The sequence below is a fragment of the Aggregatilinea sp. genome (assembly GCF_036822615.1).
GTDB lineage: Bacteria > Chloroflexota > Anaerolineae > Aggregatilineales > Aggregatilineaceae > Aggregatilinea.
This window is the reverse complement of sequence record NZ_DAISHJ010000003.1, coordinates 70125-90345: the sequence shown is the minus strand read 5'-3', so window position 1 is coordinate 90345 and position 20221 is coordinate 70125. Positions and strand designations below refer to the sequence as shown.

14 protein-coding genes and 1 riboswitch are annotated in these 20221 nt (G+C 62.4%); of the genes, 8 read left to right on the top strand and 6 right to left on the bottom strand.

Annotation, left to right across the window (positions count from 1 at the left end; genetic code table 11):
• Both V7116_RS02290 and V7116_RS02285 read right to left on the bottom strand, forming a co-directional pair.
• Positions 1-492: Ig-like domain-containing protein (locus tag V7116_RS02290; protein ID WP_324390000.1), on the bottom strand; the 492-nt coding region annotated here is incomplete at its 3' end.
• Between the two features lie 83 nt (positions 493-575).
• Entirely contained in the window at positions 576-941 is a 366-nt protein-coding gene (locus V7116_RS02285) for a PLAT/LH2 domain-containing protein (protein ID WP_324389998.1), read from the bottom strand.
• 105 nt (positions 942-1046) lie between these two features.
• On the opposite strand from V7116_RS02285, the gene V7116_RS02280 reads away from it, so the two are divergent.
• On the top strand, positions 1047-1535 hold the full coding sequence (locus tag V7116_RS02280; RefSeq protein ID WP_324389997.1) for a GNAT family N-acetyltransferase: 489 nt from the start codon (positions 1047-1049) through the stop codon (positions 1533-1535).
• On the opposite strand, the gene V7116_RS02275 is transcribed toward V7116_RS02280, so the two are convergent.
• Both V7116_RS02275 and V7116_RS02270 read right to left on the bottom strand, forming a co-directional pair.
• Entirely contained in the window at positions 1532-2176 is a 645-nt protein-coding gene (locus V7116_RS02275; protein ID WP_324389995.1) for a hypothetical protein, read from the bottom strand. The two genes, V7116_RS02280 and V7116_RS02275, sit on opposite strands and share 4 nt — an antisense overlap.
• Positions 2177-2279: 103 nt before the next feature.
• Positions 2280-3320, bottom strand: coding sequence for a hypothetical protein (locus V7116_RS02270; protein WP_324389993.1), 1041 nt, complete (start codon positions 3318-3320; stop codon positions 2280-2282).
• A 181-nt stretch (positions 3321-3501) separates the two neighbouring features.
• A riboswitch (SAM riboswitch) is annotated at positions 3502-3609 on the top strand.
• Between the two features lie 115 nt (positions 3610-3724).
• Here V7116_RS02270 and metH point away from each other — a divergent pair.
• From metH to V7116_RS02235, 7 genes are all read left to right on the top strand, one after another.
• Positions 3725-7261 (top strand): methionine synthase, encoded by a 3537-nt coding sequence (gene metH, locus V7116_RS02265; RefSeq protein ID WP_324389991.1) that lies wholly within the window; start codon positions 3725-3727, stop codon positions 7259-7261.
• Positions 7262-7272: 11 nt separating this feature from the next.
• On the top strand, positions 7273-9150 hold the full coding sequence (locus V7116_RS02260; RefSeq protein WP_324389989.1) for a bifunctional homocysteine S-methyltransferase/methylenetetrahydrofolate reductase: 1878 nt from the start codon (positions 7273-7275) through the stop codon (positions 9148-9150).
• A gap of 147 nt (positions 9151-9297) precedes the next feature.
• On the top strand, positions 9298-10173 hold the full coding sequence (locus V7116_RS02255) for an LppX_LprAFG lipoprotein (protein WP_324389987.1): 876 nt from the start codon (positions 9298-9300) through the stop codon (positions 10171-10173).
• Positions 10173-11918 (top strand): MFS transporter, encoded by a 1746-nt coding sequence (locus tag V7116_RS02250; RefSeq protein ID WP_324389985.1) that lies wholly within the window; start codon positions 10173-10175, stop codon positions 11916-11918. The genes V7116_RS02255 and V7116_RS02250 overlap by 1 nt, the downstream gene beginning before the upstream one ends.
• A 77-nt stretch (positions 11919-11995) precedes the next feature.
• The gene (locus tag V7116_RS02245; RefSeq protein ID WP_324389983.1) at positions 11996-12844 is read left to right on the top strand and encodes a GAF domain-containing protein; all 849 of its coding nucleotides are present in this window, start codon (positions 11996-11998) and stop codon (positions 12842-12844) included.
• Between the two features lie 53 nt (positions 12845-12897).
• The gene (locus V7116_RS02240; protein WP_324389981.1) at positions 12898-14001 is read left to right on the top strand and encodes a succinylglutamate desuccinylase/aspartoacylase family protein; all 1104 of its coding nucleotides are present in this window, start codon (positions 12898-12900) and stop codon (positions 13999-14001) included.
• 140 nt (positions 14002-14141) lie between these two features.
• Entirely contained in the window at positions 14142-18212 is a 4071-nt protein-coding gene (locus V7116_RS02235) for a serine/threonine-protein kinase (RefSeq protein WP_324389979.1), read from the top strand.
• 79 nt (positions 18213-18291) lie between these two features.
• Here V7116_RS02235 and rfbB read toward each other — a convergent pair whose 3' ends face one another.
• Both rfbB and V7116_RS02225 read right to left on the bottom strand, forming a co-directional pair.
• Entirely contained in the window at positions 18292-19317 is a 1026-nt protein-coding gene (gene rfbB / locus V7116_RS02230) for a dTDP-glucose 4,6-dehydratase (protein ID WP_324389977.1), read from the bottom strand.
• Between the two features lie 32 nt (positions 19318-19349).
• Positions 19350-20219: a Cof-type HAD-IIB family hydrolase gene (locus V7116_RS02225; RefSeq protein WP_324389975.1), complete on the bottom strand. Its 870-nt coding sequence runs from the start codon at positions 20217-20219 to the stop codon at positions 19350-19352.
• Positions 20220-20221: the final 2 nt, after the last annotated feature.

Sequence of the window (20221 nt, the reverse complement as noted above, 5' to 3'; positions counted from 1 at the left end):
CGCTTGTTCGGCGGGCCGTGCCACGACTTTGATCGCCGCGTCGCTCAGGCCCAGCGACGATCCGTTGGCCCGGAACCCTTCCACCGTGATCAGGTGGCCCGTTCGGCCTGCCGCGGTCCATTCAACCGTGCCTTCGAGCGAGGTCTGGCCTTCCGGCTGCGGCGAGGTGACTTCACCCACCGGCACATCGTCGATGCGGAACTCGATCCGCGCTACACCCGAAAGCGAATCCTGCGCGATCGCGTACAACCGCACGACAGCACCCTCTGCGAAGACGCTGCTGTTGACCGGTGCGATCAATGCGACCAGGGGGTGGCTGTCGATGTCTTCGGTGGCGGTATCACTGGTCCGGCTCAGGCTGCATGCCATCGATGCAGCGGCCAGCATGGCGATCACCATACTCCAAACCGGCCAGGAACGATGCTTGCGCATGAAATGCTCCTCCATGTCGGGCCGGATTCCCCATACCGGCTCCAGGCTGCGCCACTTCACCGTGCGGCTCCCCTTTGCGCCAGCCAGATTAGCCAAGAATGCCCGTTTGTGCAATAGCGTTTCCCTGACGCGCCGCCCGACGATCACCCGGCGGCGCATGCTGTGGCGGCGGCAGGATCGTCCGAGTTCAGCCAGCGATTGAAGCCGAAGCTCCAGGTGCGATCCGTCTCGTCGTCTTCGATGCGCACGTCCTTGACCTGCCAGCGTACCGGATCGCCCGTGCCGCTCTCCAGGCGCAGGCAGCAGCGCGTAAGCTCGCCTACATCGGGCACCTGAAGCACAAACTTATCCGTGCCGTTCGTCTCGAACGAAAAAATATCCCGCGCGGGCAAAAAGATGTTTTCGGTTTGTCCGGTCGTGCCAAAAAGTTGGATAAAAATAGTGCCGTCGGTTCCCCCGTCAGGATCGTCGCCGGTCCGAACGTATATGGTGTACACGTTTTGCTTCATCGTTATTTCCTACCCGCTTCGCACGCTTTATGCTATAGTCCTGCCATGTCTTGACTGGTGATGGAACCTCTTTCAATCATAAATTCAAATAATTCAATGGCCTCTATGCTGCCTTCAGAACTCGAAACTCCCACTCTGTCCCTTTTTATCCGTCCCGCTCAACCTGCCGACGCCGACGCGCTGATCCAGACCTGCTGGCGCGATCGCACACTGTCCACAGCGGCGGATATGCTGCGCCGCACTGAAAAAATGGCGTCGCATCATCGCGGGCTGGCGCTGGTTGCCATTTGCGATGGCGCACCCTGTGGCTTCGGCCTGCTGACGCTCTGGCCGCGTGCGGGCGAAATCAGCGACTTGATTGTAACCGCCAAGCTGCGCGGGCGCGGCGTCGGCACGCGGTTGGTGCAGGCGCTCAGTGATGCCGCGGCGGAACTGGGCGTGCGCACGCTCGAAATCGGCGCGGCGCTGTCCAATCCACGCGCGCTGGCATTGTACCGGCGGCTCGGTTTCAAGGACGCGCGCACCATCGAGCTGGACCTGGGTTGTGGCCTGGAGCCGGTGGTGTACCTGACCAAAGCGCTGCCGAAGGGCTAAGTCGCCCAATCCTTCAACTCGCCGCTGTACAGATCGCGCACGCGCTGATCCTCCGGGTCCGGGTAGCCGAACCGGTCGATTAGCGTGCCTAGCGTGAACTCGCTGCTCTCGCGGTTGCCCAACAGCAGTTCCTGCAGCACGATGTCGATCACCAGGATCAGGCGTCCGAAGTGGCTGTACTGGCTGGGGAGGGCGGTGAACAATGTGGCGAAGATCCGCTCGCGCAGTTCCAGATCCTGCACGCCGCTGCCCGGCCAGCCCACGATCCAGTTGTGCTGGTAGACGCCGATCGACAGCACGTCCGCGCGGAGCTGCGCTAGCTGCTGGATCGCGGCGCGGCGTGCGGAAGCGTCTGAAAGGCGGTGCGTTTCGCGAAAGGGCACATTGCCGAGCATCTCGTACATGCGCCCCGGCTCTGTGGTGCGGATCACGCGGCCCAGGCTGCGCTGCTCGAAGCGGAACGCACGTGAAAGAGCGCGCGTGCACTCCATGTAATACTGCGCGAGGTGCTTTTGCCCGGCGTGGCGGTCGATGCGCCAGATCAGCGACAGTAGATCGCTGAAGTCCAACGACAACTGCGGCGGATTGAACGGGCTGTAAGGGGATGTAAGCTGGTTGATGCGCGTCTGGTCGCGGTTCATCGCACGTTGATCCTGGGACACCTGACAGATTGCAGGCCCGGTCCTGATTGAAAGCTGTTGTAGTGGGACCCACACCAAGTATAGGCGCGTCCGCTCTGTTTAACTAACTGCCGCGAAAACGACCGCGCGCGATATTGACCATATCCACGAGCATCCCGTACGCCGTGGTCGTGGGGTCCGTGTCGCCTTCGACGATGGTCAATTGGTGAAGCGTGTCCGTCTGGAAGGTAACGGCGCTGCTGGTTCTGGACACCTGACACAGCGGATCTCTGAGCGGCAGGCGGGTAGGCTTCACACTGGCGCGCACTGCGCCATTTTCGTTCACGACGTCGCACAGCAGCTTGATGCGCTCGCCCGCTTCCAATGCGGCTTGCGCGTCCTGCACGGTGATCCCCATGATGCCGGTGCGATCTACATCCGCCGGGTGCAGATCTGCGCCCATGATCACGTTAGCCAGCACGACCGTTTTGACGGTGGCGTCCCAGCCTTCGAGATCGGTCGCCGAGTCGGCTTCCGCGACGCCAATCGCTTGCGCCTGCCGCACGGCCTCATCGAATGTGGTTCCCTGTTCCAGTGCGCTCAACACGAAATTTGTCGTACTGTTCAGGACGCCCTGAATGCGCAGAATCGTCGTCGCCAACAGTCCCTCGCGTCCCACGCTGAGGACCGGCGCGCCATCCATGACCGTACTCTCGAAGAAGAAGCCGAGATCTTTTTCCGCGGCAAGCGCGCGCAGTTCCTGGTAGGCGAACGCGACCGGACCCTTGTTGGCCGTGACGACGTGCCGCCCGGCCTTGAGCGCGGCGCGGACGTAATCGGTGGCGGGCTGGCCCGTCCGGGGATTCAGCCACGTTGCTTCCATGACTAAATCAGCAGGGCAAACATCGATGAACGCCAGCGTATCGCTGACCGGTTCGCCCTTGTGCAGCGTGTCCAACCGCTCGCCTGCTTCGACGGCGCGCAGCGCGGCCTGTAAGTCCAACCCGTCGGGATCGATCGCGCATCCGCGCGACTGGGTGGCGATGCCCGTGACACGGAAGGTGAGGTCGTATTCATCGCGGAGAGTGGCAGCTTTGACGTCCAGCAGGCGCGCCAGGGCGCGGGCGACGTTGCCGAAGCCGAGCAGCGCAATATCGAGGTGCATTGCGGCGACAGTCCTTTCGCGGAGCGGGGAGTTGCCTCTGATAATGGTTGTATTATACCCAAAATGATGGAACGTCGAGCTTCCTGCTCAAACAGGTTCGGCAAACGGGATAGAATCATACGGCATGGGCGGACTTAATTGGCACGCCGGTCTGACTTATGGTACGATCATCCGCAGTTTCACCTCATCCAGAGCGGGGGAGGGACCGGCCCTGTGAACCCGCGGCAACCCCTGGCCACAACCGGCCAGTACGGTGCCAACTCCGGCAGCGCCTACTGGAAGATGAGGGCCCGCGAGATGCATATTCACGGACGCCCCTTGTTGCTGTAGGGGCGTTTTAGTTCGCGGGGCTGAGGCTCCGTGCGGCGACCGGCGGCGAAGGCCACCAGAAGAGGCGAATCCCCATGACGAACGCGACAAAATCACACGAGCGTGCTTTTACCAACCGGCGTTATCTTGACGCGATTGCGGACCACGTATTGATTTACGATGGCGCGATGGGTACCAGCATCCAGCGCTATAACCTGACCGCCGAGGATTTTGGCGGCGCGCGCACCGAGGGCTGCAACGACTATCTGGTGATCACCCGCCCGGATGTGATCGAAGCGATCCATGCCTCGTTTCTGGCCGTGGGCAGCGAGGTGGTCGAGACGGATACCTTCCGCTCCAACCGTCTGACGCTGGCCGAGTATGGCTTGCAGGATCGCGTGCTGGAGATCAACCAGGCGGCGGCGCGGTTGGCGCGCGGCGTGGCGGATCGCTACGCGGCGGAGACAGGCGTCCCGCGCTACGTGGCGGGCAGCATCGGCCCCAGCGGCAAGCTGCCCAGCTCCGACGACCCCGACCTGAGCAACGTGACGTTCGATGAACTGTCAGCCATCTTCGGGGAGCAGGCGCAGGGCCTTCTGGAAGGCGGCGTGGACGTGCTGCTGGTCGAAACCAGCCAGGACATCCTCGAAGTGCGCGCGGCGGTGGTCGGCATCGACCATGCTTTCGAGCGGACCGGGATCAAGGTGCCGCTGCAGGTACAGGTTACGCTCGATACGTCGGGACGTATGCTGTTCGGCACGGACATCGCCAGCGCGCTGACCACGCTCGAATCGCTGCCGATCGACGTGCTGGGCCTCAACTGCTCGACCGGGCCGGAGCACATGGCGCAGCCGGTAAAGTACCTCGTGGAACACAGCACGAAGCCGTTGAGCATTCTGCCCAACGCCGGACTTCCGATCAACGTCGAAGGCGAGGCGGTCTACCCGATGCAGCCCGATCCGTTCGCGGCGATGCTGTCGGAGTTTGTCGATTGGGGTGTGAATGTGGTCGGTGGCTGCTGCGGCACGACGCCGGAGCACCTTGCAAAGCTGGTCGAGCGCGTGAAGGGTGCGCCCGACGCGCGGCGCGATCCACCCACGCGCCAGCCGGAAGCCGAGGCCGCCGTATCGAGCGGGATGCGCGCGATGGCGATGCGCCAGTCCCCGCCGCCCACGCTGATCGGGGAGCGCGTCAACAGCCAGGGCAGCCGCAAGATCAAACGCCTGCTGCTGGAAGAAGACTACGATGGCATTTTACAGGTCGCGCGGCAGCAGGTGGACGCCGGGGCGCACATCCTCGACGTATGCGTGGCCCTCACCGAGCGCGCCGACGAAGCCGAGCAGATGCGCAAAGTGGTCAAAAAGCTGGCGATGGGCGTGGATGTGCCGCTGATGATCGATACGACCGAGCCGGACGTGGCCGAAGCCGCCCTCAGCCTGTACCCGGGCCGGGGCATTATCAACAGCATCAACCTGGAAAATGGCCTGGCTAAGATCGAGGCGATCGTGCCGATTGCCTGCAAGCACGGCGCGGCGGTGGTCGCGCTGACCATCGACGAGCAGGGCATGGCTAAGACCGCCGAACGCAAGCTCGAGATTGCGCGGCGCATCCACGACATCACCGTGAACGAGTACGGCCTCGCGCCCGAAGACCTGATCTTTGACGCGCTGACCTTCACCCTGGCGACCGGCGACCCGGAGATGGCGGGCAGCGCCGTCGAGACGATGGACGGCATCAAGCGCATCAAGGCCGAACTGCCCGGCGTGCTGACCTCGTTGGGCGTCAGCAACGTCAGCTTTGGGCTGTCGCCCGCCGCGCGCGCGGTGCTCAACAGCGTCTTCCTGACGCACTGCGTTGAGGCGGGGCTGGACATGGCGATCGTCAACCCGGCGCACATTACGCCCTACGCGGAGATCCCCGAGGACCAGCGCAAGCTGGCCGACGCGCTGATCTTCAACACGCACCCCGACGCGCTGGCGCACTTCATCCGGTACTACGAGGAGCACGACGTCGCCGTAGGCGGGGCGGAGCAGGTCGATCCCACTGAAGATATGACCGCCGAAGAAGCGCTCCACTGGCAGATTGTGCACCGCAAGAAGGAAGGCGTCGAAGCGCTGATCGACGACTGCCTGACGCGCCACGATGCCGTCACGGTGCTGAACACCGTGCTGCTGCCCGCCATGAAAGAGGTGGGCGACAAGTTTGGCGCGGGCGAGCTGATCCTGCCGTTCGTGCTGCAAAGCGCCGAGGTGATGAAGAAGGCCGTCGCGTATCTCGAAAACTTCCTGGAGCGCAAGGAAGGCTCGACCAAGGGCGTTGTCGTGTTGGCAACCGTCTACGGCGACGTGCACGACATCGGCAAGAACCTCGTGCGTACCATCCTGAGCAACAACGGCTACACCGTGCACGACCTCGGTAAGCAGGTCCCGGCCAACACGATTATCCAGGCGGCGATCGACCACAAGGCCGATGCCATCGGCCTGAGCGCGCTGCTGGTCAGCACGTCCAAGCAGATGCCGCTCATCATCAACGAGCTGGCCCGGCGTGGCCTGAACTACCCCGTGCTGATTGGTGGCGCGGCGATCAACCGCGCGTTCGGGCGGCGCATCCTGTTCCTGGAAGAGTCGGGCGACGCTTACCAGCCGGGCGTGTTCTACTGCAAGGATGCCTTCGAGGGTCTGGACGTGATGGACCAGCTCACCGTGCCGGAAAAGCGCGAGAAACTGCTGGACCGCGCTCTGACCGAAGCCCACGCAGAGATGGGTAAGCCTGAGCCCGCCGTGAAGCAGCGTACGGAAAAAGCGCGCGTGTCCGCAATCAAGCCCGCGCCAGTCATCCCCACGCCGCCGTTCTGGGGTGCGCGGGCTGTGCTGGACATTCCGCTCGATTCGGTTTTTCCGCATCTCGACAAGCGCGAACTGTTCCGCCTGAGCTGGGGCGCGCGCAACACGCACGGCGCGGAATGGGACCAGCTTGAATCCGAGTTCGAGGCGCGGCTGGACCGCATGAAGCGCGAGGCGCTGGCTGCGGGCACGCTGCGCCCGCAGGCGGTGTATGGCTACTTCCCGGCGCAGTCGGATGGTGACGATTTGGCGATTTACGATCCGACTATTTATGCGCGGGATGGCGGGCTGAACGAGATCGCGCGCTTCCACTTCCCGCGCCAGCCGTTCGGGGAATACCTGTGCCTCGCGGACTACTTCGCGCCGGTCGGGGGCGATCGCGTGGACGTGTGCCCGCTGCAGGTCGTGACGGTCGGCGCAGGCGCGACGGATGCCTTCGATCGCCTGCAAGCGGCCAATGAATACACCGACGCCTATTTCTTCCACGGCCTCGCCGTGCAGACCGCCGAAGCGACCGCGACCTACATGAATCGCCACGTCAACCGCGAATTGGGCATTCCGGTCTCGCGCGGCAAGCGGTATAGTTGGGGGTATCCGGCTTGCCCGGATCTGGAGGATCATGCGACCCTGTTCCGCCTGCTGCCCGCCGAGGAAAAACTGGGCATGACCCTGACCGCCGCGTACCAGCTCGTACCCGAGCAGTCCACAGCGGCGATCGTCGTGCACCATCCCGAAGCCAAGTACTACAGCGTGGGCGTTTCGCGGGCGGAGCAGCTCACCAGCGCATAGGATAGAACAACATGGCGAAGATCCCGTTCCGAGAGCGGCTCGCGCAGGGCGATGTCATCCTGGCCGATGGTGCGATGGGCACTATGCTGCATGCCCAGGAAAACCTGCCGATTGACACCTGCTTCGACCTGCTGAACCTGGACAATCCGGCGGCGGTGGCGCGCGTGCACCATCACTACCTGGAAGCCGGGGCCGAAATCGTTGAAACCAACACGTTCAGCGCCAATGTCTTCAAGCTGGCCGACTGCGGGCTGGAAGACCAGTGTGCGGCGATCAACCGTGCAGGCGTGGAGCTGGCGCGGCGCGTGGTGGAATCGATGTTCCGTGAAAACCTGTACGTCGCCGGATCGGTCGGGCCGCTTGGCGTGCGGCTCGCGCCGTTTGGCCGCGTGACGGCACAGCAGGCGTTTGATGCTTTCACCGTGCAGCTTCGCGCCCTGATCGAAGCGGGCGCGGATCTGATCGTATTCGAGACGTTCACCGATCTGAATGAGATCGTGCAGGCGGTCAAGGCCGCGCGCGCCATCGACCCCGATATTCCCGTCGTGGCGCAGATGACGTTTACCCGCGACGATCGCACCGTATTGGGCGATACGCCCGCGCAGGTGGCGCTGGCGCTGGCCGCCACGGGCGCGGACGTGATCGGCGTGAACTGCAGCGGCGGACCGTCGCAGCTTCTGCGCGTGCTGCGCCAGATGCACGAGGCCGCACCGGCTGCGCGCTTCTCCGTGATGCCCAACGCGGGCTGGCCGGAGATGGCGGGCGGGCGTGTGATGTACTCGGCCACGCCCGAATACTTTGGCGATTACGCGCTGGCGTTCAAAGAGGCGGGCGCGTGTTTGATCGGGGGGTGCTGCGGCACGACGCCGGAGCACATCCACCTGATGCGCGAGTCCCTCGACGATCCTTCGCACCACCAGCCCGCATTAATTTCAGTCAAAGAGCGGGTCGAGCTGGCACGCACTGACGTCCCCGAACAGCCGACGCAGCTTCAACAGAAGCTGGACGCGGGACAGTTTGTGGTCACGGTCGAGATGCGCCCGCCGCGCGGCTATACCGCGCAGAAAGTGATCGCGTCTGCGTCGCTGCTCAAAGAAGCAGGTGTGGACGTGATCAACGTCTCCGACAGCCCCATGGCGCGGATGCGTATGAGTCCGTGGGCGGTGTGCCACCTTATCCAGAAGAACGTCGGCATCGAAACGGTGCTGCACTTCCCGACGCGGGGCCGCAACCTGCTGCGCGTGCAGGGGGACCTGCTCGGCGCGCACGCGCTCAACGTGCGCAATATCTTCGTTGTGATGGGCGACCCGACCACGATCGGGGACTATCCCGACGCGTTCGACACACACGACATCGCGCCGACCGGCCTCATTCGCCTGATCAAGCATAATCTGAATGACGGTCAAGATCAGGCTGGTAACTCGATCGGCCAGCCGACGTCGTTTCATGTCGGCTGCGCGCTGAACATCGGCGCGCTCGATCTCCCGCGCGAGGTCAAGCTGCTTCGTAAGAAGCTCGATTCCGGCGCGGACTTTGCGCTGACCCAACCGACCTTCGACCCCTCGGCCCTCGAACGCTTCCTGGAAGCCTACGCCGCCGACTATGGCCTGCTGGACCTGCCGGTCCTGGTGGGTCTGATGCCTCTCTATAGCAGCCGCCATGCCGCCTTTTTGCACAACGAAGTACCCGGTATCGTTATCCCCGACGATGTCCGCAAGCGGATCGATGCGGCGGGTGATGGTGCGCCAGAGGAGGGCGTGCAGATCGCTCGTGAGCTATTGGTACGGATCAAACCTCTGACACAGGGGGCTTACATCATGCCTGCTTTCGGGCGCTACGATCTGGCTGCCAGCGTCGTAGACGTGCTAGAGCGTACTCGTGTAGTGTAGACTCTACGTTGTGCCCGATGAAGACGATCCGCGTGGGTCCGGATCGTTCTGTGTAATGCGCCCGTTGTGAATTTGGTGCAACGCATGGTAGGCTAATCCGTAGATCATTATGCTTGATCTTATCCTTCAGTCGTGGAGGTAGCTTGTATGCGTCGTTACCTGACGTATTTGATCGTGTTAATTGCCGGTGCAAGCCTGTTGCTGGCTGCCTGTGGTGGGTCGGATAAGGATGAGCCGCTGCCCGAGGCGCGCACCCTGTTGCAAGAAGCGACACAGAAAGTCGAGGACGCCGCATCATTCGAGTTGGAGATCGCGCTCAGCGGTTATCCGGTAAGTATCGACGTGGGCGATTTTCCGATGCCCATGGATCTGCCCCTTCAGTTCGACTACGCGCGCGGCACGTTCATCTCGCCCGATCGCCTGAGCGCGAACGTGCAGGTCAGTCTGGGTGATCTGGCGGCGACCGTTGATCTGGTGGCGATTGGCAACGAGCAGTTCATGCGCAGCGATACGCTGACGCAGGGCCGTTGGCTGCAAGAGGAAATCATCCCCGGTTTTGCGCCGTCGGTGCTGCTCTCGAAAGATGGCGGCATTACCAGCGCGTTGAACTCGATCACGAATCTGGAAATGGTTGGGCGGGCCGACCTGGACGGGTTGGACGTGTACCACCTGCGCGGCCAGATCGACGCGGCGAACGTCTATGCCCTGACCTTTGGCCTCATGGGATCGCGGCAGGGCGCGCTGGATGCCGACATTTACATCATGGCGGACGATCACACGGTCGAGCAGATCGTGCTACATGAGCCGCCGCCGGTTGTGCCGACGCAGGACGCTGCCAGCGGCGCGACCGCCGAGGCGGAGCCCGAGGATCTTGAGCCGACTGTGTGGACGATCTCGCTCCAGGGCTACAACGAGAGCTACACTATCGAAGCGCCCGCGACTGAAGAGGCCAGGAGTGATATTCCCGGTACGGAGGCTGCGCAGCCGGATGCTCAGGATGTAACCAGCGAGCCGTCAAACTAATGACTATCTCTCGTTCCTCGAACCGGCAGTTGTCGCCGTGGTGGATACTGGCAATTGTCAGTTTGCCGGTTTTCATTGGCGCGCTCGACCTGACGATCATTTCGGCAGTTCTGCCGGAAGTGATCGTCAGCTTGAAGCTGCCGGTAAAGGATTATCTCGATCAGGCGTCCTGGGCCGTCAACGGCTACCTGCTCGCCTACGCGCTCAGCATGACGTTCACCGGGCGTTTGTCCGATCTCATCGGGCGGCGCGCGGTGTACATCGTCTGCTTGATCTTGTTTATGATCGGCTCGTATCTGGTTACGGCCTACGACAGCACGTTCCTCAACAGCCTGATCGCGCGCTTCTATAACAGCGTGCTGGGCATGCGTCCTCCGCGTCTGGAGGAACGCCACCTCTATCTCGTGATCGCTGCCCGAATTGTGCAGGCGCTTGGGGCAGGGGCGATGGTCCCCATCACCATTGCACTGGTCGGCGATCTGTTCCCGCGCGGTGAGCGCGCTCGCCCGCTGGGCGTTGTGGGCGCTGTGGATACCGTCGGATGGGGGCTGGGGCACCTGTACGGCGGCGTGATGGTGCGCTTCTTTGGGCTGCACGGCGACAGCATCGTCAACGCGTTCGACAGCCTGGGGATCAGTGTCTCGCACCCTTCGTGGGAAACACTGTTCATCCTGAATATCCCGATCAGCGTTATCGGGTTGTTCGGGGCATGGTGGGCGCTGCGCTCCGTCGCGGGGCCGCGCGCAACCGGGCGCTTCGACATCATCGGCACGCTGTTATTCAGCGCCAGCCTCATTGCCCTGAATCTCGGCCTGGGCGCCAGCCCCGAAGCGGCGATGGGCGCGGGCAACATCAACGAGCTGCAGGAAGCATCCAGCGGCAGAGGCGTTTATTTCCTGCTGGCGGCCCTGGCTTTCTTCTTGTTATTCTTGTGGATGGAAACGCGCGTCCGCGATCCGCTCGTGCACTTGAGGCTGTTCACGCGGCGTAACTTTGCCTCGGCATCCGGCACGAATCTGCTGGTCGGATTCTGCCTGGCGATCGGGCTGGTCAGCGCGCCGCTGCTGGTGAACATCCGCGCCGAGAGTCCGACGAGTGACGATATCCAGCAGGCCGCGTACATCGCCGGGTTGCTGCTGTCGGGCCTGACGATTCCAATGGCGCTGGCTGCCCTTCCGGGCAGTTGGCTGAGCGACCGGCGCGGCTACCGGTTCCCGACGGTGCTGGGCATGTCGTTGGCTGCGGTGGGGTTCGTGCTCGCTGGGCTGACCTGGAAGGCCGATACGTCTTACTGGATCATGGGCGCTGAGATGGTGCTCGTTGGCATCGGCCTGGGGTTGACGATCTCGCCCATTGGCACGGCGGTCATCAATGACGTGAATGAGGACGAGCGCGGCGTCGCATCGGCGCTGGTCCTGATCTTGCGATTGATCGGTATGACACTGGCGATTTCGTCGCTAACGACGTATTCTTTGGCTCGTGTGGATCAGTTGGTGCGCGATCAAGGAACGTCCACGCCGTCAAATGATACGGGCGAAGTCATTGAAGCCTCGGTGGATGCCCAGTTCTATGCGGCGGTGCAGGCGATCCAGGAATTGCAGTACGTGGGCGCGCTGGTCAGCGTCTTAGGACTGCTGGCAGCGGCATTTTTGCAGGGCGGGCGGGTGCTGTCTCTGCGTGCGGAGCCGCCACCGCCCACAGGGGAGGATCGGCGCGCAATGGCGCGCGGTGACCCGGCAGATTGAACGACGCAGCCGCCAGACGATAGGGCGGCTGCGGTTAAATTTGAATTGGGTTCGTGCAGTGCAGGTTATGGTGGTCTATGGCCGAAGTAGGTCAGATTCACGTCCTGGCAGCGATAGCCGCATCGTCGCAAGAACGCTACCGGACGTTTCTTTCGCGCGATACACAAATCGCGCTGCGGCTGGTCACAACAGGTAAGTCTATTTTTGAGGCCCTCGATGGCGGCCAGGAACTACCCGATATTCTCGTCGTCGATTATGCGCTTGGCGATGTTTACAGCCTGATCAATTCTCTCCGCGAGCGCTACCCGCGACTGCTGATTCTGCTCGTGGACGAAGACGCGGATTTTGGGATGCCGGGCCGCGCCGACGAGGTGTCCGTCGATCCGTTTGAAAACAGCGATCTGCTGAAACGCATCAAGCGTATGACCGAAGATCGCCGCCTGGAAACTTTGCGCACGGACGTACTGCCCCAGATCCGTACGTTCGCCAAGTCGCTGCGCCGGGCGGCGTCCAGTTATGCCCGCCAGCAGGCCGCGATCACGGCAGTGCGTGAGATGGGCTATGATTACGCCGCGGTCTATCAGGCGATGCCCTCCGATCCTGGCAGTCTGAAATTGGCCGTGCAGGATGGTCCGCGCGAGCTGCAAGACGGCGCGTCCCGCGAGGAAAGCGGCCCGCAATCGCTGGTGGCGTGGGTTGGACGCAGCGGCCAGAGCCGCATTGTGGGGCCGGGGGACGAGCCCAGCCACCCGTTCCTGCGCGAGAAGCGATTCGGGGCAGGGGTGTGCGTTCCGATTGGGTCTACCTTTCGCTTTGGCGTGATTTTCGCCTGCCGCAACCAACCGGGCAGCATTACCAAGCAGGGCATACTGATGCTTGAACTCGTCAGCGCCCAGCTTGCCAGCGCACTGTCAAAACAGAGCTGAGACTGCACTCTGGGGGCAAAGACGCGTTGTGCTGATAGGCAAGGCAAGACGACATGGCTGCTCCCATTGAAATCGGCACCGCGCGCAGCTGCCCCGGGCAGATCGTTTACGGGCAATTCGACGCTGTGCCCCTGCCGACGGGCGGCGTCGATGCACTGCCGGTCATCATCGCGCAGGGACATGCCGAAGGCGCGGTGCTGTGGCTGACGGCGAGCATTCACGGCAACGAATACGACGGTCTGCTGGTCATTCACGAGCTGATCACCCCCGAGCTGGTGGAACAGCTCACCGGGACGATCGTTGCCATCCCCACCTTGAATCCATCGGGCCTGCGCACCAATGAGCGTACTCCCCATTACCAGCACGGCAAAGATCCGAACCGGCTGTTTCCCGGCGTATCTTTTGATGACGGTCCGCGCGATCTGCATCTCCCGACGGCGTTGGAACTGGCCTATGCGCGTTTGTTTGCGCGCATCGATGCCACGGCGGATTTCCTGATCGATCTTCATAACTACGGCAGCCGCTCGATCCCGTTCGTATTCCGCGACCCGGTGTTCTACCGTGACGCACGTGATTATCAGGCTGCGGTGCGCTTACAGCGCCTCGTGGGAAATATGATCACGGCGCTGGGGCTGACCGTCATCAACGAGTACGTGTCGGATCAGTACATGCAGATGGGCCTGCACCGATCGGTAAGCGGGGCGACGCTCAACACGGCCCGCATCCCGGCGGTGACGATCGAGCTGGGCGGTCAGAATGTGGTGAACCCCGCTTCTATTAGAGAGGTTACTGCGGGGATTCGGAACATGATGCGCTGGGCGACGATGCTGCCGGGGCCTGCCGAATCGGTCGCGCACACGCCTGTCGCGGATCTCGGCGGCCCGGTGCGCCGGGTTCAGCATCCGCGCGTGACGGAAGCCTGCATCGTGCACACCCTGGTAGAGCCGGGCCAGCGCGTTTCCGCCGGGCAGCCGGTGGCGCGCATGGTCGATATTTACGGTCGCCCGGTGGGCAGCGGGCAGGGCTGGCTGTGCAGCGACTATGACGGGGTGGTGCTGGGACTTTACCCCGGCATTACCTACTATCCGAACGAGCCGGTGATGGGGCTGGCGATACGTGACGATCACGATCTGATTGTGCGAATTGCGTCCGCCTGACTATAATTGACTATTTATATCACCTGTAATAGTTTTATTTGCCACTTGTCCGCGCTATTACCTGCTAGGCGCGGCTAACAACCTATGCTACAATTCGCTGACAGTGCACCTGTCTGCGCCCACTGTCTAAGGCAAATAGGATGATCGGTTCTCGGCTCGGCCCGTACGAAATCATGGACGAAATCGGGCATGGTGGCATGGCGACCGTGTACCGGGCATGGCAGCCGTCCATGGATCGTTTTGTTGCGATCAAGATCATCCATCGTGCAATCGCCACCGAAGGCACCTCCCTTGATCGGTTCGAGCGCGAGGCGAAGCTGATTGCGCGCCTTGAGCATCCCCACATTTTGCCCATTTACGACTATAACGGCATGCACGATCCGCCTTACATTGTCATGCGCTATATGCCGACGGGCACGCTGAAAGACATCCTCCAGCGCGATCACCTCGCCTTTACGGAAGCGGCCTATCTCGTCCGGCAGATCGCGTCCGCGCTGGATTACGCGCATCGCCAGGGCGTCATTCACCGCGACGTGAAGCCCTCGAACATCATGGTCGATGGTGACGGCAATGCCTTTTTGACCGACTTTGGTATTGCGCGCATTCTGGAAAGCGCGGAGGGACTGACCGCAAGCGGGTTGGCGGTGGGCACGCCCGGCTATATGGCCCCTGAGCAGGGCATGGGGCTGCCGATCGACAATCGCGCCGATATTTACGCGCTCGGCGTGATGATGTTCGAGATGATCACGGGCCACACTCCTTACCGCGCCGAGACGCCGATGGCGGTGATCCTGAAGCATATCAGCGATCCTGTGCCGCTGGCTTCGGCTGAGAACCCCGATATTTCGCCGGATGTTGACAAGGTGCTGCTGCGGGCGATGGCGAAGGACGCCAACGATCGCTACCAGACCGCGACCGAAATGGCCGACGATCTGATCGCCGCGATTGGTCCCAGCGCGGCGCAGACGCCCAAGCACCTCCAGCAAATCGCGGCGGAAACGATTGCCGACCTGGAACGGCAGCGCATCGAAGCGCAGGCCGCGCAGACGATCGAGAAACAAATTCCGACCGAATCGGCGACGCTGCCGGACGGTCAGATTTTGCTGCCCGAAGAGCCGGTTGCTTCCACGCCCGCGACCATGCGCCCGCGTCCGGTTCCGTCTCGCCGCAGCGATCGCCGCCGGTGGGGTGTCGCACTGCTGGCTGTGCTGCTGTTGATTGGGGTTGGTGGAGCGTACCTGCTGCTGCGTGATTCGTTGCAGGGCGGCCCGGACGTCAAGCCGTCATTTATCCCCACGCGCTCCATGTGCCCGCAGCTCGTGCGGCAGTCGTTGGACAACGTGCGCACGCAGTGCGCCGACGTGGGCAATAACCAGATCTGCCTGGGCAACAGCCCCGTTATGATGACGCTCGAAAACGGCCTGACTGCCAGCCTGAGCCAGTTAGGTGGCCCGCTGCCGCTGTCCGCGATTGTCTCTGCCAACGCCGGATCGTTCAGCGAAACGACCCAGTCGTGGGGCATCGCCGTCATCCATGCCCAGACGAGCCTGAGCGAAGAAAACAGCGTTGCATTTTTGATGCTGGGCGACGCGCAAATCAACCCGCTGGATGGGCGCATGCGTGCGTTCAACTTCCAGACCAACGCGGTGACGCTCGAAGCTTGCCCCGAAGCGCCGCCCGCTGCGTTGGTGGTGCAGGTGCCGCAGGGCGAGCAGGCGCAGTTTGTCGCCAACGGCGTGACGATCACCGCCGGGACCACTGTCATTTTGCAGGCGACGCCCGCGGGCCAGATGGCCGTGATCGCCCTGGATGGAACGGTTTCGGTCCAGTCGCAGGATGTGACGCGTGACGTGCCTGCCGGATATTCGACGCGCGTGACGATGAACGCCGACCTTGAGGCGGTCAGCCCGCCGATCGCGCCGGAGCGCATCCCGAATTTGCAGTCCGTGATGAATCTGGTTGGGCCTTCGCCGCTGACGCTGCTGCCCGATCCCCTGGACAACGCCAGTCTGGTGACGGCGATAGCGATGGCGCCTACACTGACCGATACGCCGACGCCCACGCGCACGCCTACCAACACAAAGACACCTACATCGACATATACGCCGTCCCTGACACCGACAGACAGCCAGACCCCTTCATCAACCCCGACGGATACGCCGCGCCCCACATCGACCGATACGCCGTCACAGACGCCTACACGTACTCCGCGCCCGACCCGAACGCCGACGGAGACACCCATGCCGACGGAGACCGCTACCAGCCCGTCGCCAACCGATGAGCCAAGCGTGACGCCCGCGCCGACCAATACGGTGCTGCCGGAGCCGTCCGCGACGGAAATGCCGTCCAGTACTGCCGATGCACTCCCGCTGCCGACTGCGAGCGCACCCGAACCGACCCCTGTTCCGGTGGGGCAACTTCCCTACATCCAGGATATGGAAGGGGAGGATGCGCTGACCGGTTGGAATTACGACCCGATGCACTGGCAGTTGTTGTCTGAAGGTGGCAACGTCGTGCTGATGGGGCTTTCCGGTATGAACGACTACATGGAGATTCTGGGGGACGAGCAGCCGGAATGGGAAGAACCTACCGAGCAGGCACTGGCGGTCACCATGCGCGTCAGTCTGCGCGACAACAACAGCGTGGGGCGTATCATGTTCCGGGCCACGCAGGACGGGTACTACGTGTTGGAACTGGTCCCCGGCTACATGATGCTCAAACGCGGCGCAACCGGCGACGTGGATCGCCAGTCCGAGCGGCTCCTGCGCGACTGGCAGCAGGCGTCCATTCAGGCCGGGCGCTGGTACGAGGTGACCATCTGGATCGCGGGTAATCGCGTATTTGTCTACATCGATCACCAACTGCGGCTGGCCGCGAATGATACCGGGCTGGCGCTGCCTCCTGGCGGCGCGATCCGGCTCCAGACGCTCAGCGCGGAAGCGGGGCAGGTGGGCTTCGATGACATCGTGATCCAGCGTCCCGAAAGCGCCAGCGATCACTTCGAAGGGTCGCGTTTCCCGACCACCTGGCAGGCGACAAGCATCACCAACGTCGATCTCGGCGCAGAGACGGACGGCAACCAGTACGTCTATATTTTCGATGAAGTCGATCTTCTGCCGATCACACCGCCGCTGGGTGACGTGTTTGTGTCCTGCCGCCTATACAGCGAAGTGGGCGGCCTTCAGGTGCGCGTTCGTGAAGGGACAGAAGGCGCTTACCAGTTCAACATGACCGCGGGTAACCTGGAGATTCAGCAGTTGGACGCCCAGGGCGATATCGTGCACACGTGGACGCGCCAGAACTATTACGGGCGCGGCGCATGGTTCGATTTCACTGTGGTCACAGTCGGCAACCGCCTGACGGTGTACCGCCAGGGTGAGACGATTCTCGACGAGCTGGTCGATAACGCACCGTCGTCGGGAGGCGTGCGTTTCACCACGCATGAAGGCGATCGCCTGCGTGTCGATGACTGCCTCTTTGCCGAAACCGCGCTGTCGCCCACGGTCGATGCGCGGTTTGCGTTCGACCTCATCAGCGACCTGGAAGATCGTCCGATCCGTGACGGCCTGTCCGACTGGTACGAGTTCTTCGACAATGCCGAAGTCAACGCGGCGTGGTGGGTCGGTGGGCAGGAAGCCGATCCCGGCGAATACATTTTTGACGAGGCCGCGTCCGAGCGGCGGCGCTACTACCAACTGATGTCCGGTGACACGCCGGTTTTCCGGCTTTTTAACAAAGATATTGATTCGGCTGGGCGCGTCTTCGGCCTGGGAAACGACCGGATCGATTTTCTCGACTCGACCGATATTTACGTCAGCGGTTACGTGCGGCTGCCCCTTGTCGCGGCGGTAGGCAGCACGGGCGGGCTTGGCGTGCGCTCCGTGCTGACGCCCGACGGGGCGAGCCTGAACCAGTACGTCGTAGAGTTGGTGAAGGACAGCAGCGGCACGTTGCGCGTTCAGGTGCGCGCCGATACCGCCAATAAACAGGCGATGTTGTACGAAAAGCCACTCGATGCGACCTTTGGCAACTGGCATCTGCTCGAAGTCGTTACGTTGGACGACAAGATCGCGTTTTTTGCCGATCAGCGCCTGCTGGCGGTCGTTCGCGATGTGGAGCAGTTGGGTGGTACGCTCTCGCTGTCGATTGGCCCAAACTCCGTGGTGCAGTTCGATGACCTCGTCGTGCGCGATACGTCGATCAACGAATAAGGTATGGCGTCTCCGGTGTGATCAAAAACAGCCGTCCCCATTTGTGAGGACGGCTGTTGTGTTGTTGGGCGTGGGCGTGCTATTCAGTCGTTTCGAGGCGCTCCGCGTACTGCGCCTTGTAGAATTCCAGGTATTCGCCGGTCTTGATTTTGCGCCACCACCACTCGTTCTTTTTGTACCACTCGACGGTGGCCGCCATCGCCTCTTCGAACGTGTGCTTCTGCGACCAGCCCAGTTCCTCGCGGATCTTGTCGTTGTTCAGCGCATAACGACGGTCGTGGCCGGGACGGTCCGCGACGTGGCGGATCAGCGTTTCGGGCTTGTCCAGGGCCTGCAGAATGAAGTGCGTCAGATCGATGTTGTGCATCTCGTGCTCCCCGGCGATGTTGTAAATCGAGCCGGGCGCGCCCTTGTGCAGCACGGTATCGATCGCGTCGCAGTGGTCGCCCACATACAGCCAGTCGCGGACCTGCATCCCGTCACCGTAAAGCGGCAGCGGACGGTCGTCCAGCGCCTCAGTGATGAAGAACGGCGCGATCTTTTCCGGGTACTGGTACGGGCCGAAGGTGTTGCTGGCGCGCGTGACGCTGGTGTGCATGCCGTATGTCACGTTATAGGCGCGGACCATCATCTCGCCGCCGGTCTTGCTGGCTGCGTAGGGACTGTTCGGCTCCAGCGGATCGCCTTCGCGGAAAAAGCCATCGGGGATCGAGCCGTATACTTCGTCCGTGCTGACGTGGTGGAAGCGGTTGACGCCCAATTTGCGCGCGCTTTCCAGCAGCACGTATACGCCTACGACATCCGTCTGGATGAACGCGTCCGGGTTGAGGATCGAACGGTCCACGTGCGATTCGGCGGCGAAATTCACGATCGTGTCGATCTGGTGCTCGGTCAGGGCGCGTTCTACTGCGTCGTGATCGGTGATGTCGCCGCGCACGAACGCATAGTTCGGGTTATCGCTGATCGGCAGCAGGTTGTCCAGGTTGCCCGCATAGGTTAGCTTGTCGAACACGACGATCTTGTAGTTCGGGTACTTCTCGACCATGCTGCGCGCGAACTCGCTGCCGATGAAACCGGCGCCGCCGGTAACCATGATGTTTTGCATTGAATGCTCCTTAAGAGTCCTGGTGTGCTTCGTTACGGACGGTTTGCCATGCTCGGTGTGAGCACCAGTTCGTGAATCGCGTGTCCAACTCCGTCTTCGTCGTTGGTCCCGGTCACATAATCGGCATCGCGGCGCACAATGTCCGGCGATTGGCCCATCGCCACGCCGAGGCCCGCCATGCGGATCATACCCAGGTCATTGGAATTGTCGCCCATCGCCATCGTCTGTTCGGGCGCGATGCCCATCCGGTCCAGCATCACGGCCAGCGCGTTTTCTTTCGAAACGCTGTGTGGCAGAATCTCGAACAGCGACACCAGCCCGCTACGCATGACGTCGGCCCGTCCGGCGAACGTGTTCGCCAGCGTGGTCTGGAACGCCGCCACACCGTCGAGGTCGTCCGCGTTCATGAAGATGATCTTGTGCGGCTTGAAGTCGGACCGCAGCGCCTGTGTCAGGTCGTCCACGATGTGTGGCGCGGGCTCGTAGTGGGCCATGAGAATGCTCATGTTCCGGTCGATTGCATCACGGCTGCCGTTGAGCGGTGCGACGATCAGTTCCGGCCCGGCATAGACGATCGGCAAAATGCCTTCATGCCGCGCCAGCTCGATCGATTCCAGCGCGATGTCCAGCGGAATGGGATGATCCCAGATCACGCTGCCGTCCGTGTCGTTGAGCACTGTGCCGTTATTGGTGATGACCGGGATCGAGATCCCGTAGCGGTCGATGACGCCTTGCGTGGATGGGAACGTCTTCCCGGTAGCGACGGTGAACAGCACGCCCTGGCGGACGGCTTCCTGTACTGCTTCATCGGTAGCCGGGCCGATCTGGTGCGCCGTGTTGAGTAGTGTGCCGTCCAGATCGGAGACGATCAGGCGGATTTTGGGCTGTGATGTGTCGGGCATGG

What these genes read in the sequence shown, in the direction of transcription:
- V7116_RS02260 (WP_324389989.1), top strand. Translation starts at nt 7,273, where the DNA reads ATGGCGAAGATCCCGTTCCGAGAGCGGCTCGCGCAGGGCGATGTCATC.
- V7116_RS02225 (WP_324389975.1), bottom strand. Translation starts at nt 20,219, where the DNA reads ATGCCCGACACATCACAGCCCAAAATCCGCCTGATCGTCTCCGATCTG.
- V7116_RS02250 (WP_324389985.1), top strand. Translation starts at nt 10,173, where the DNA reads ATGACTATCTCTCGTTCCTCGAACCGGCAGTTGTCGCCGTGGTGGATA.
- V7116_RS02240 (WP_324389981.1), top strand. Translation starts at nt 12,898, where the DNA reads ATGGCTGCTCCCATTGAAATCGGCACCGCGCGCAGCTGCCCCGGGCAG.
- V7116_RS02255 (WP_324389987.1), top strand. Translation starts at nt 9,298, where the DNA reads ATGCGTCGTTACCTGACGTATTTGATCGTGTTAATTGCCGGTGCAAGC.
- V7116_RS02235 (WP_324389979.1), top strand. Translation starts at nt 14,142, where the DNA reads ATGATCGGTTCTCGGCTCGGCCCGTACGAAATCATGGACGAAATCGGG.
- V7116_RS02275 (WP_324389995.1), bottom strand. Translation starts at nt 2,176, where the DNA reads ATGAACCGCGACCAGACGCGCATCAACCAGCTTACATCCCCTTACAGC.
- rfbB (WP_324389977.1), bottom strand. Translation starts at nt 19,317, where the DNA reads ATGCAAAACATCATGGTTACCGGCGGCGCCGGTTTCATCGGCAGCGAG.
- V7116_RS02280 (WP_324389997.1), top strand. Translation starts at nt 1,047, where the DNA reads ATGCTGCCTTCAGAACTCGAAACTCCCACTCTGTCCCTTTTTATCCGT.
- V7116_RS02285 (WP_324389998.1), bottom strand. Translation starts at nt 941, where the DNA reads ATGAAGCAAAACGTGTACACCATATACGTTCGGACCGGCGACGATCCT.
- V7116_RS02270 (WP_324389993.1), bottom strand. Translation starts at nt 3,320, where the DNA reads ATGCACCTCGATATTGCGCTGCTCGGCTTCGGCAACGTCGCCCGCGCC.
- metH (WP_324389991.1), top strand. Translation starts at nt 3,725, where the DNA reads ATGACGAACGCGACAAAATCACACGAGCGTGCTTTTACCAACCGGCGT.
- V7116_RS02245 (WP_324389983.1), top strand. Translation starts at nt 11,996, where the DNA reads ATGGCCGAAGTAGGTCAGATTCACGTCCTGGCAGCGATAGCCGCATCG.